We start from the raw sequence: 11,876 nt of genomic DNA on the forward strand, positions 1-11,876 counted from the left end.
GGCAAGACCAGTCCGTCAAGCGACCGCGGGCAGACTTCTTTGCGCCTGGAAGGCGGTGATGTCGACCTCGGGTGGCCGGCCAGACAACTGATTCGCTAGCACTTTGGCGCAGCCGCAGGCCAAAAGCCAGCCGTGCATGCCATGCCCCGCATTGATCCAGACGTCTGGCACGCCGGAGGGGCCAAGCAAAGGCAGTGCGTCAGGCGTTGTTGTCACTGTGCCGCTCCACTCTTGTACAGCGCCCGAGACTCCCGTCCTAAGCGCTCCCGGAAACCAGTCGCTTAGAGACTCGTACAGCGGTTTGAATGCGGCCCCGGCCCGGGGCAGTCGCGAAGCTCGGAGGGCAGGGCCGACTGCACGAACCCATTGTCCAGTGCGGGCGATCGTGATGCCCTGCTGGAGGTCGTGAATGGTCGCCGATGGCGCATCCAGGGGTTCGCGGATGAGCCCCGAGACCGCATGGGCAACCCGGGTTTCCATCGAAAGGTCCAGTCCGTATGGTTTCAAGAGCCCGCGTGTTGCTTCGCCTGCGCACAAGACGACGCCATCGAACGGTTCAATGGAGGCATCCTGCTGGGTGCTCAGCACACGGATGCCGCGCTGGCCGGGTATGTGCTGAATGCCCAGAACCTCGGTTGCGAACCGAAAGCGGCAGCCGGCGTGCTGGGCATGGGCCTTGAGTTGCAGCACGAACTGACGGCAGTTCGCAGACCACGTCTCAGGAACGACAAGCGAGCCTGCGAGCGTGATGTCGGGGTTCAGCGCCGCCTCAAGGTTTCTGGCATGTTCTGCGTCGGTCAGAAGGGACTTGCAGCCATAGTCCGCAAGGATGCTTTGCAATCGGGCTGCAACCGGGTGCACTGACGGGTCCCTCCACACGGTCATCAGGCCTTGCTGCTCACCGAAGGACGGCATCAGATGTTCGGACAGCTGTGAGAGCCGTTCGAGCGAGTGGCAGGCCATGGCCAGAAGGGCTGGTCCCGGATTGGGGTTGAAGGGTGACCGGTGGCCCAGCAGCTTCGACCACCAAGATTGTTGTCGCTCGTTCACCCGCTCCCATTCCAGGGCAGCACAAGCGGCCGTCCATTCTGGTGCGAGCAAGCCCCCAGGGGAGAAACTGGCTTCTTCTGCCGCTGTCTGGCGTCGCTCGAATACGGTGACCGAGTGCCCATCCTGGGCCAGTTCATAGGCGGTGGTGACGCCGACCACGCCTGCACCAAGCACGGCAAGCTTCAATCGCAGCTCCCGCTGATGTGGCGGGCAAAAGGAGGGCAGAAGCGATCGGCACAGTGCATGGATGGTCGGGGGGCGAGGAGTACGGTAAGGCGGTACGGCCAAGAATCGCCGTGCGCCAGGAGCGGTGCTGCTATAATTGACAGGCTTTGCTGCTGGTGGTCCATTGCTGGAGTACTGGTGTCAGGCAAATCCCAAACCAGCCTACCCAGGTGTTGCTTCGTAATGCCAAGACCCTGCAAAGGTCGGAAACGAAGCAATCGGGGCTGGATTTTAGACCCAACCTCTGGAATACATCATGTCGATCTCCATGCGCGAAATGCTGGAAGCCGGTGTCCACTTTGGCCACCAAACCCGCTTCTGGAACCCCAAGATGGCCCCGTTCATTTTCGGCCATCGCAACAAGATTCACATCGTCAACCTCGAAAAGACGTTGCCGATGTTCGAAGAGGCTGCCAAGTTCGTGAAGCAGCTCTCCGCCAACCGCGGCACCATCCTCATGGTGGGCACCAAGCGCACCTCGCGTGACATCGTGGCCCAGGAGGCCCGTCGTGCTGGCGTTCCCTTTGTCGATCAGCGCTGGCTGGGTGGCATGCTGACCAACTTCAAGACGGTCAAGACCTCGATCAAGCGTCTGAAGGACATGCAGGCTCAAAAAGAAGCCGGCCTCGACAGCATGAGCAAGAAGGAGCAGCTCATGTTCGCTCGTGAAATGGAAAAGCTGGAGAAGGACATCGGCGGTATCCAGGACATGACCGCGCTGCCCGATGCCATCTTCATCATCGACGTGGGCTTCCACAAGATCGCCGTGTCCGAGGCTCAGAAGCTGGGCATTCCGCTGGTCGGCGTGGTGGACACCAACCACTCGCCCGTGGGTATTGACTATGTGATCCCCGGCAACGACGACTCGGCCCGTGCTGTGGCTCTGTACGCCCGTGGCATCGCTGATGCCATCCTCGAAGGTCGTGCCAACGCGGTGAACGATGTTGTCAAGGCCGTCGCTGCCGAAGGCGGCGACGAGTTCGTGGAAGTCAAGGAAGACGCGGCTGCCTGAGCCTCGCAGCCTGTGCGAAAGAGGGGCTCCAGTAGCCCCTTTTTCACAAGCAAAACCGATCAATGAACAGTGTGAGTCCGCGCTGCGGACCCGGACAACGGAGAACTGAAATGGCAATTACCGCAAGCATGGTCGCTGAACTGCGTGCCAAGACCGACGCACCCATGATGGAGTGCAAGAAGGCGCTGACTGAGGCCGATGGCGATATGGCCAAGGCTGAAGAGCTGTTGCGTGTCAAGCTGGGTACCAAGGCCGGCAAGGCCGCCAGTCGCGTGACCGCCGAAGGCGTGGTCGCTGCTGCCATCAGCGGCAATACGGGCGCCCTGATCGAAGTCAACTGTGAAACCGACTTCGTGACCAAGAACGACAGCTTCCTGGCGCTGGCCAGTGCTGCGGCCAAGCTGGTGGCCGATCACAACCCGGCTGACATCGAAGCCCTGGGTGCCTTGGCCTACGAGCAGGACGGCTTTGGCCCCACGCTGGAAGAAGTGCGCAAGGGCCTGATCGGCAAGATCGGCGAGAACATGTCTTTCCGTCGTTTCAAGCGCTGGGCCAATGGTGGTCAGCTGGCCTCCTATCTGCACGGTACTCGCATCGGTGTGGTGGTCGAGTTTGACGGTGACGCCACGGCGGCCAAGGACGTCGCCATGCACGTTGCTGCCATGAAGCCCGTGTCGTTGACCTCGGCCGATGTTCCTGCAGAACTGATTGAGCGCGAGCGCTCTGTGGCAGCAGCCAAGGCGGCCGAGTCGGGCAAGCCGGCCGACATCGCTGCCAAGATGGTGGAAGGTTCGGTTCAGAAGTACCTCAAGGAGGTTTCGCTCTTCGACCAGGTCTTCGTGAAAGCAGCCGACGGCAAGCAGACCGTTGGTGCGTACCTCAAGACTGCGAACACTGCGGTCAAGAGCTTCACCCTGTATGTGGTGGGTGAAGGCATCGAGAAGAAGGTCGACGACTTCGCCGCCGAGGTTGCAGCCCAGGTTGCAGCGGCCAAAGGTGCCTGAACCCGTCGCCGTATCTAGCTGATCATGACAACGGGCCGCAAGGCCCGTTGTCATATTCGGTCGCTGAATTTTCCGGTGTCTGGCGACGCTGGGCCTCGAATCACACGCGGCTCCTCGCTACACTTGCCGGTTGCACATACAACAAGAGTCGTCACACAGGAATTCTCATGCCGTCCTACCAGCGCATTCTTCTGAAACTCTCCGGTGAAGCCCTGATGGGCGACGATGCCTTCGGCATCAACCGCGCGACCATTGTCCGCATGGTCGAGGAGATTGCCGAAGTGACCCGTCTGGGCGTCCAGGTGGCCATCGTGATCGGGGGCGGCAACATTTTCCGCGGGGTGGCTGGTGGCTCCGTTGGCATGGATCGCGCCACGGCCGATTACATGGGCATGCTTGCCACCGTGATGAACTCGCTGGCGCTGGCCGACACCATGGACAAGGCCGGGTTGGTGGCCCGCGTGATGTCGGCGATCGCCATTGAGCAGGTGGTGGAGCCGTACGTGCGTCCCAAAGCCCTGCAGTATCTCGAAGAGGGCAAGGTGGTGGTTTTTGCCGCGGGCACAGGCAACCCGTTTTTCACAACCGACACGGCCGCCGCGCTGCGTGGCGCAGAGATCGGAGCCGAGATCGTGCTCAAGGCCACCAAGGTTGATGGTGTGTACACCGCCGACCCCAACAAGGACCCCAAGGCCACCCGCTACACAGCGTTGACGTTTGACGAGGCCATGGCCAAAAACCTTCAGGTGATGGATGCGACGGCCTTTGCCCTTTGCCGAGACCAGAGGTTGCCCGTCAAGGTGTTTTCGATTTTCAAGCCCGGGGCGCTGCGCAATGTGGTGCTGGGCGGGGACGAGGGAACACTCGTCCACGTCTGACCGACGCTTGGTACAGAGAACCTGTCTTCCATAGGAGCATTCATGAGCATCGCCGAGATCCGTCAGAACGCCGAACACAAGATGAACCAGTCGCTGGAGGCGCTGAAAACCAGCCTTTCCAAGGTGCGCACTGGCCGCCCCAACCCGCAGATCCTGGATACCGTGCATGTCGAGTACTACGGCTCCATGTTGCCGTTGTCACAGGTGGCCAACCTGTCCCTGCTGGATGCCCGAACCATCGGGGTTGCTCCCTGGGAGAAGGGTATGGGCGCCAAGATCGAGAAGGCTATCCGAGAGTCGGATCTGGGCTTGAACCCGGCCAGTCAGGGAGACCTGATCCGTGTGCCGATGCCTCCGATGACAGAAGAGCGCCGCAAGGAACTGACCAAGGTCGTCAAAGGCGAAGGCGAGGCCGCGAAAGTGGCTATCCGCAACCTGCGTCGCGATGCCAACGAGCACGTCAAGAAATTGCTGAAGGACAAGCTGGTGTCGGAAGACGACGAGCGCCGTGCCCAAGACGACATCCAGAAGCTGACCGACCGGATGATTGGAGAGGTCGACCGGATTGTCGCCTCCAAGGAGCAGGACATCCTGGCGGTCTGATTCGTACGCGCCTTCGTTACCATTCCAACACCAGGTTCGCTTGCCGATGTCTTCCAATCCCCTGACCGGCGCGCCGAATGCCATTGGCGTGCCGCGGCATGTGGCCATCGTCATGGATGGCAACGGCCGCTGGGCGAAGAAGCGCCTTTTGCCCAGGGTGGCGGGGCACAAGCAAGGGGTGGATGCGCTTCGCCGGACTGTCAGGGCTTGCCTTGAGCGCCACGTCCAAGTGCTCACGGTGTTCGCGTTCTCGTCCGAGAACTGGAACCGCCCTCCAGAAGAGGTTTCAGGGCTGATGGATCTCCTGGTGTTGGCCCTTTCACGGGAAGTGCCCAAGCTCGACAAGAGTGGAGTGAGACTGCACTTCCCAGGCGACTCCTCCGGACTGTCTCCGCGCCTGCTGCAAGGCCTTCGCAAGGCCGAGCAGACGACCGCACACAATGATCGCATGGTACTCAATGTGTGTTTCAACTATGGCGGTCGTTGGGACATCGTGAACGCCGCGAAGCAGCTGTTGGCCCAGGGCAGAGACATCACGGAAGCTGGGTTGTGTCAAACAACGGCGCTGGCCCACGTGGGCGATCCCGACCTGCTGATCCGTACGGGCGGCGAGATGCGCATCAGCAACTTTCTGCTCTGGCAGTGCGCGTATTCCGAGCTGTTTTTCACACCCTGTCTGTGGCCGGATTTCGACGCCGCCGAATTGGATCGGGCTTTCCAAGACTACGCAGGGCGCGAGCGCCGTTTCGGATTGACCTCCGAACAGGTGAGTCCGTCCAGCCCGGTGGCAGCGGCCAGCGGCTCGCATGCTTAAGCAACGCATCATCACCGCGCTGGTGCTCCTGGCTGTGGTGCTGCCAGCCATGTTTCATGCCTCTGTTGTTCCGTTTGCTGCGTTGGCGGTGCTGATGGTTTCCGCTGCTGGCTGGGAGTGGGCTCGCATGAATGGCCAGTCAGGGGGGGCGGCGTTGCTGATCGGCGCAGGATTTGGCGGACTGCTGCTGCTCTTCTGGTTGTGGGGTGGGCTGGACCGCTCGTGGGCAGCCGTCTGGTGGGTCGCTGCTGGGGGATGGCTTTTGCTGTCGGTCTTGATGCTCAGGCGCGGAGTGGCTGGTTGGCAGCAGTGGCCGATGATTTGGCGATTGTCGGGTGGTCTATTGGTTCTCGCATGTGCCTGGCTGGCGCTCGTGCAGGCCCGGCAAACAGGCTTGGTGTTTCTGCTTTCGGTCTTGACCCTTGTGTGGGCTGCGGACATTGCCGCTTATGCCGGCGGAAGGACGTTTGGTCGCCGCAAGCTCGCGCCGACCCTGAGTCCGGGCAAGAGCTGGGAAGGAGTGTTCAGCGGGCTTCTCGGGGTGTTCCTGCTGGCGCTGTTCTGGCTGTGGTTCGATCAGCGCTATCCGTCGGATGGGCCCAGTCTTTTCAGTCGTCTGTGGCAGGCAGGGCCGGGCTGGGTGGTCCCGGCACTCCTTCTACTGACTGCTGCCAGTGTGGTGGGAGACCTTCTGGAGTCACTTGTCAAGCGCAGTGCGGGCATGAAGGATTCGAGCCAGTTGCTGCCCGGGCATGGTGGGGTGCTTGACCGGGTGGACGCCTTGTTGCCCGTGTTGCCTGTCGCCATGCTGTTTGCCCATCTGCTGGAGAGATGATCGTGCCCGTGCAGAACATCACCATCCTCGGATCGACCGGATCAATCGGTACCAACACCCTGGACGTCATCGCCCGCCACCCTGAACGGTTCCGGGTGTTTGCCCTCACGGCAGCGACTCAGGTCGGGTCCATGCTCGAGCAATGCAAGGTGCACCGTCCCGAATACGCTGTGATGGCCAGCCCGGAGCATGCCCGGCTGCTGGCGGACAGGGTGAAAGCAGAAGGTCTGAAGGTTCAGGTGTTGTCGGGCCCCCGTGCCCTCTGCGAGGTCAGTACCGACCCGCAGGTCCACGCCGTGATGGCGGCCATCGTCGGTGCGGCCGGCCTGGAGCCAAGTGTCGCTGCGGCGCGGGCTGGCAAGAAGCTTCTGCTGGCCAACAAAGAATCGTTGGTCGTGGGCGGTGAGTGGTTCATGCAGGCCGTGGCGGAGGGGGGCGGCCGGTTGCTGCCTATCGATAGTGAGCACTCGGCGGTTTTTCAGTCCTTGCCTGAAGACCCTTCGACATGGCCCAGGCGCGTGGAGAAGATCCTGCTGACCGCATCGGGCGGCCCCTTCAGACAGCGTGATCCGTCCACCATGCATTCGGTGACGCCAGAAGAAGCCTGTGCCCATCCGAACTGGGTGATGGGGCGCAAGATTTCGGTCGACTCCGCCACCATGATGAACAAGGCGCTGGAGGTCATCGAGGCCAGGTACCTGTTTGATGTAAGCCCGTCTCAGATCGAGGTGGTGATCCATCCCCAGAGCGTGGTGCATTCGATGGTCCAGTTCCATGACCGTTCGGTGGTGGCCCAACTGGGGACACCCGACATGCGGGTTCCGATTGCCTACGGCCTGTCATGGCCCGAGCGCATGCAGTCTGGTGCAAATGCGCTGGATTTTTCGGCGTTGACTGCCCTGACATTCGAAAAGCCCGACGACCTTCGTTTTCCCGGCCTGCGCCTGGCCTGGGAGGCCCTGGAAGGACCTCCGGGAACCACCGCTGTGCTCAATGCCGCGAACGAGGTGGCGGTGGCGGCCTTTCTGGATCGGCGGCTGCGCTTCGATCACATTCATGTGGTCAATCGTGCAACTTTGGAGGCCCTGTCGCCCTCCAAGACCGAGGGTCTGGAAGCGCTGCTGGCGCTGGACGAGCAAGCGCGAGCGATGGCCTCGGCCTGCGTGGATCGCTGCCGCGGCTGAGCCTGCCCTGCTTGGCCCTCGGGGCCTGGGCTGTGGTGTGCTGCCGATTTGATACTTCGAGGGACCTATGACCACATTGATTGCCTTTGTCGTGGCCCTGGGCCTGCTGATCGCCGTACATGAGTACGGCCACTACCGGGTGGCCGTGGCCTGCGGGGTCAAGGTGCTCCGCTTTTCCGTCGGATTCGGAAAGCCGCTGCTGCGTTGGCAACGGGCTGGCAGTCCGACCGAGTTTGTGTTGTGTGCCCTGCCGCTGGGCGGGTATGTGCGGATGCTGGACGAGCGCGAAGCACCGGTGGATCCAGCGGAACGCCATCTGGCGTTCAACACACAGCCGCTGCGTTCGCGGGCGGCCATCGTCGCGGCCGGGCCGGCAGCGAATCTGCTGCTCGCCGTGGTGTTGTATGCAGCGGTGAACTGGATCGGTGTGGAGGAGCCCAAGCCAGTGCTTGCTTCACCCGTGGCTGGTTCAGTGGCGGAAAAGGCGGGACTCGTTGGCGGGGAGTGGGTGCAAAGCGCTTACGTGAACGGTGACGAAGCGTCGCCCGTGAGGTCGTTCGAGGACCTCCGTTGGCGCCTGACGCAGGCGGCGTTGTCTGATCAGGACATGCAACTGCTGGTGTCCCGTGAGGAGGGTGGCGCTGCGCGCGAGCTGACGCTGCCGCTCAGCCAGATCGACGTCAAGGAGGCCGACGCCACGCTGTTCAGGCGCATTGGCATCTTGTCCCCATGGACCGATCCGGTGATGGGGGACGTCATGCCTGGCGGTGCTGCGGAGGCTGCCGGGTTGAGGGCGGGGGACCGTGTGTTGCGCGTCGACGGCAAGGCGGTGTCCGATGGCGGTGCGCTGCGACAGAGCATCCGTGACAGCGTCAATGCTGAGGGTCAGGCGGTACGCCAGGTGTGGGACGTGTCCCGTGACGGCGGCACGCTAAGCCTGACCGTGGAACCCAAGCCAGAGAAATCGGGTGAGGCCTGGATCGGTCGTATCGGCGCGTACGTCGGCTCCGCGCCGGCGATGACGACGGTGCGCCACGGCGCGCTGGAAGGGCTGTGGCTGGGCGTCCAGCGCACCTGGGAGGTGTCCTGGTTGACGCTGAAAATGATGGGCAAGATGCTGATCGGAGAGGCCTCCCTCAAGAACATCAGCGGCCCGCTCACCATCGCGGACTACGCAGGCAAATCGGCCAGCATGGGGCTCACGTCCTACATCGTGTTTCTGGCCCTGATCAGCGTCAGCCTTGGGGTCCTGAACCTGCTGCCGTTGCCGGTCCTCGATGGGGGGCACCTGATGTATTATCTTTGGGAGGGTGTGACCGGCCGCGGGGTGTCCGACGTCTGGCTGGAACGGCTGCAGCGAGGGGGAGTGGCTGTGTTGCTGGCCCTCATGTGCGTTGCCCTCTTCAACGATATCACCCGTCTCGTGGGCTGAACGATCTCTCTCTCATGAAACCATTTGTCTCCAGCCTGCGTGGGCTCAAACTGTCCGCCATTGCCACTTCCTTGTTGATGGCCTTGCCCGCTTGGGCCGTGGACCCATTCACACTCAAGGACATCCAGGTCGAAGGCCTGCAGCGCGTCGAGCCGGGCACTGTGTTTGCCTCCTTGCCTTTCCGTATTGGCGACCAGTACACCGACGACAAAGGGTCTTCCGCCATTCGGGCTCTGTTTGGCCTGGGGCTTTTCTCCGATGTGCGGCTGCAAATCAACGGGGACGTTCTCGTTGTGATCGTGGAAGAGCGTCCGTCGGTGGCCGATGTGAGCTTCACTGGCATCAAGGAGTTTGATGCCGAGGTGCTCAAGAAGGCGCTTAGAGAGGTTGGGCTCGCTGAAGGCAGGCCGTTTGACAAGGCGCTGGCCGACCGCGCCGAGCAGGAGCTCAAGCGTCAGTACATCAACCGCAGCATGTACGCCGCTCAAGTGGTGACCACCGTGACCCCGGGTGAGCGCAACCGGGTCAACCTCAACTTCAATGTGGTGGAAGGTGAGGTGGCGAAGATCAAGGACATCCGCATCGTCGGCAACCAGGCGTTCTCCGAGTCGACCTTGCGCGACCTGTTCGATCTGGACACGGGTGGCTGGATGAGCTGGTACACCAAGGCTGATCGCTACTCACGGGCCAAGCTCAACGCCGATCTGGAAACCCTGCGCTCATACTATCTCGCGCGTGGATACCTTGAGTTCAAGGTCGAGTCCACCCAGGTGGCCATCTCACCTGACAAGCAGGACATGTCGGTCACCATCAACATCAGCGAAGGCAATCGCTTCGTGGTGTCTTCTGTCGCGCTTGAGGGCGAGTACCTCGGCAAAGAGCAGGAGTTCAAGTCGCTTGTGAGCATTCGCGCGGGTGAAGCCTACAACGCTGAAGATGTGGCGCGCACCGTCAAGGCATTCACGGACTACTTCGGGGCATTTGGGTACGCGTTCGCGCAAGTGGAGGCGGCCCCCCTGATTGATCGTGTCAACAACCGTGTGGCGTTCGCGCTGAGGGCCCAGCCGTCGCGTCGGGTGTACGTTCGCCGGATCAATGTGGAAGGCAACAATCGGACCCGTGACGAAATCATCCGCCGCGAGTTCCGCCAATTTGAGTCGGCCTGGTATGACAGCGATCGCATCCGGCTCTCGCGCGACCGCATTGACCGGCTGGGGTTCTTCACGGAGGTCGGGATCGACACCGAGCCAGTGCCGGGCACCAATGACCAGGTGGATCTCACGGTGACGGTGGCCGAAAAGCCCACGGGCAACCTGTCGATTGGTGCTGGTTATTCGCAGGCCGACAAGCTGTCGCTGATTGCCAGCATCAAGCAGGAAAACGTCTTCGGCTCCGGCAACTATCTGGGGCTGGATCTCAACACCAGTTCTTACAACCGCCAGTTTGTCCTGAGTACCACCAACCCCTACTTTACCCAGGATGGTGTTTCCCGGACCTTTGACCTGTACTACAAAACCACCCGCCCCTATGACGCGCAGGGCGGGGACTACGAAATCGCCACGCCTGGGGTCGGTGTGCGGTTTGGCGTGCCTTTCACCGAGACCGACACCGTTTTCTTCGGGGTCGGGGCGGAGCGGGTCAAGGTGAAGGAGGGAGACCAGCTTCCCGAGGCCTATCGAGACCAGGGGGGAACCTATCTGCCTGCGACCATTGGCTGGGCGCGTGACAACAGAGACAGCGCTCTCGTCCCGACGGAGGGTCGACTGCAGCGGCTCAACTCCGAATTTGGCCTCGGGGGAGACCGGCGGTATGCCAAGCTCACCTATCAGTTCCAGCAGTATCTGCCCATCACCCGCCAATACACCTTTGCATTCAACACCGAACTCGGTGTCGGCAAGGGGCTGGGAGGCAAGACGTTCCCGGTGTTGCGCAATTTTTACGGCGGTGGCCTCGGGTCGGTTCGCGGCTTCGAGCAGGGAACCCTTGGCCCAACCTCGGCAGTCATCGGATCGACGACCGGCGAAACCGTCAACATCGGCGGGGCCCGCAATATCGTCTTCAATGCAGAGTTCATCGCACCCTTCCCGGGGGCAGGCAACGACCGCACATTGCGCTGGTTTGCGTTTGTTGACGCAGGCAACGTCTATGGTGAATCGGAAAGTATCGACTTCAGCAAGATGCGCTCTTCGGTGGGCGTTGGCTTGAGCTGGATCTCACCGGTCGGCCCTTTGCGCTTTGCGCTCGCCAACCCGGTGCGCAAGTTCTCCGGCGATAGAATCCAGAAATTCCAGTTTCAGATCGGAACATCCTTTTGATGAAGACCTTGCAGCGTCGCTTTGCCCGTCACCTGGCCGTTTTTCTCGCAGCCACCTGCGTGACCTTGACAGCGGCAGCCCAGGACTTTCGTGTGGGTTTCGTCAACACCGAGCGCATTCTGCGTGAGGCCAACATGGCGAAGGCGTCACAGACCAAGCTGGAGCAGGAATTCTCCCGACGCGAGAAGGATCTGCAGGGGCTGGCCGCACAGCTCAAGGCTGCGTCCGAGAAGCTTGAACGCGACGCCCCCACACTGCCCGAAGCACAGCGAGTGACCCGCCAGCGGCAACTGGTGGACCAGGACCGGGACTTCCAGCGCAAGCAGCGGGAGTTTCAGGAAGACGTCACCATGCGCAAGAACGAAGAAGTTCAGCAGTTGCTTGAAAAAGCCAATCGAGTGATCAAGCAGGTGGCTGAAACTGAAAAGTACGACCTGATCCTTCAGGAGGCGGTCTATATCAACCCCAAGCACGACATCACCGACAAGGTGCTCAGTGGCTTGAACAACACCAAGTAAGGCCCG

At 61.6% G+C, this 11,876-nt stretch carries 11 protein-coding genes; 10 read left to right on the top strand and 1 reads right to left on the bottom strand.

Annotation, left to right across the window (positions count from 1 at the left end):
• Positions 1-15: 15 nt before the first annotated feature.
• Positions 16-1,236 carry an FAD-dependent oxidoreductase gene (locus BC358_RS13105; protein ID WP_179130076.1) on the bottom strand — a complete coding sequence of 407 codons (1,221 nt, stop codon included), beginning with the start codon at positions 1,234-1,236 and terminating at the stop codon, positions 16-18.
• Between the two features lie 295 nt (positions 1,237-1,531).
• On the opposite strand from BC358_RS13105, the gene rpsB reads away from it, so the two are divergent.
• The 10 genes from rpsB to BC358_RS13155 all read left to right on the top strand — a co-directional run bounded on the left by rpsB (position 1,532) and on the right by BC358_RS13155 (position 11,870).
• Complete coding sequence (rpsB, locus tag BC358_RS13110; protein WP_066154354.1) at positions 1,532-2,287, top strand: 30S ribosomal protein S2; 756 nt, start codon at positions 1,532-1,534, stop codon at positions 2,285-2,287.
• Between the two features lie 110 nt (positions 2,288-2,397).
• Positions 2,398-3,291, top strand: coding sequence for a translation elongation factor Ts (gene tsf / locus BC358_RS13115; protein WP_066154352.1), 894 nt, complete (start codon positions 2,398-2,400; stop codon positions 3,289-3,291).
• 167 nt (positions 3,292-3,458) lie between these two features.
• Positions 3,459-4,169, top strand: a complete 711-nt coding sequence (gene pyrH, locus BC358_RS13120; protein ID WP_079366146.1) for a UMP kinase — start codon at positions 3,459-3,461, stop codon at positions 4,167-4,169.
• 42 nt (positions 4,170-4,211) lie between these two features.
• Positions 4,212-4,772: a ribosome recycling factor gene (frr, locus tag BC358_RS13125; RefSeq protein ID WP_079366147.1), complete on the top strand. Its 561-nt coding sequence runs from the start codon at positions 4,212-4,214 to the stop codon at positions 4,770-4,772.
• Positions 4,773-4,818: 46 nt separating this feature from the next.
• On the top strand, positions 4,819-5,586 hold the full coding sequence (gene uppS, locus BC358_RS13130) for a polyprenyl diphosphate synthase (protein ID WP_079366148.1): 768 nt from the start codon (positions 4,819-4,821) through the stop codon (positions 5,584-5,586).
• The gene (locus tag BC358_RS13135; RefSeq protein ID WP_066154339.1) at positions 5,579-6,421 is read left to right on the top strand and encodes a phosphatidate cytidylyltransferase; all 843 of its coding nucleotides are present in this window, start codon (positions 5,579-5,581) and stop codon (positions 6,419-6,421) included. Before uppS ends, BC358_RS13135 begins: the two co-directional genes overlap by 8 nt.
• Positions 6,418-7,605, top strand: coding sequence for a 1-deoxy-D-xylulose-5-phosphate reductoisomerase (ispC, locus tag BC358_RS13140; protein ID WP_079366149.1), 1,188 nt, complete (start codon positions 6,418-6,420; stop codon positions 7,603-7,605). Before BC358_RS13135 ends, ispC begins: the two co-directional genes overlap by 4 nt.
• 67 nt (positions 7,606-7,672) lie before the next feature.
• Positions 7,673-9,037, top strand: a complete 1,365-nt coding sequence (rseP, locus tag BC358_RS13145) for an RIP metalloprotease RseP (protein ID WP_079366150.1) — start codon at positions 7,673-7,675, stop codon at positions 9,035-9,037.
• A gap of 14 nt (positions 9,038-9,051) precedes the next feature.
• Positions 9,052-11,352 (top strand): outer membrane protein assembly factor BamA, encoded by a 2,301-nt coding sequence (gene bamA / locus BC358_RS13150; protein WP_079366151.1) that lies wholly within the window; start codon positions 9,052-9,054, stop codon positions 11,350-11,352.
• Positions 11,352-11,870 carry an OmpH family outer membrane protein gene (locus BC358_RS13155; RefSeq protein WP_066154325.1) on the top strand — a complete coding sequence of 173 codons (519 nt, stop codon included), beginning with the start codon at positions 11,352-11,354 and terminating at the stop codon, positions 11,868-11,870. The genes bamA and BC358_RS13155 overlap by 1 nt, the downstream gene beginning before the upstream one ends.
• Positions 11,871-11,876: the final 6 nt, after the last annotated feature.

The organism is Hydrogenophaga sp. H7, assembly GCF_002025745.1.
GTDB classification, from domain to species: Bacteria; Pseudomonadota; Gammaproteobacteria; order Burkholderiales; family Burkholderiaceae_C; genus Hydrogenophaga; species Hydrogenophaga pseudoflava.

Bases quoted from the DNA above. Each gene is read 5' to 3' on its own strand.
- rpsB (WP_066154354.1), top strand. From the start codon at position 1,532: ATGTCGATCTCCATGCGCGAAATGCTGGAAGCCGGTGTCCACTTTGGC.
- tsf (WP_066154352.1), top strand. From the start codon at position 2,398: ATGGCAATTACCGCAAGCATGGTCGCTGAACTGCGTGCCAAGACCGAC.
- pyrH (WP_079366146.1), top strand. From the start codon at position 3,459: ATGCCGTCCTACCAGCGCATTCTTCTGAAACTCTCCGGTGAAGCCCTG.
- frr (WP_079366147.1), top strand. From the start codon at position 4,212: ATGAGCATCGCCGAGATCCGTCAGAACGCCGAACACAAGATGAACCAG.
- uppS (WP_079366148.1), top strand. From the start codon at position 4,819: ATGTCTTCCAATCCCCTGACCGGCGCGCCGAATGCCATTGGCGTGCCG.
- BC358_RS13135 (WP_066154339.1), top strand. From the start codon at position 5,579: ATGCTTAAGCAACGCATCATCACCGCGCTGGTGCTCCTGGCTGTGGTG.
- ispC (WP_079366149.1), top strand. From the start codon at position 6,418: ATGATCGTGCCCGTGCAGAACATCACCATCCTCGGATCGACCGGATCA.
- rseP (WP_079366150.1), top strand. From the start codon at position 7,673: ATGACCACATTGATTGCCTTTGTCGTGGCCCTGGGCCTGCTGATCGCC.
- bamA (WP_079366151.1), top strand. From the start codon at position 9,052: ATGAAACCATTTGTCTCCAGCCTGCGTGGGCTCAAACTGTCCGCCATT.
- BC358_RS13155 (WP_066154325.1), top strand. From the start codon at position 11,352: ATGAAGACCTTGCAGCGTCGCTTTGCCCGTCACCTGGCCGTTTTTCTC.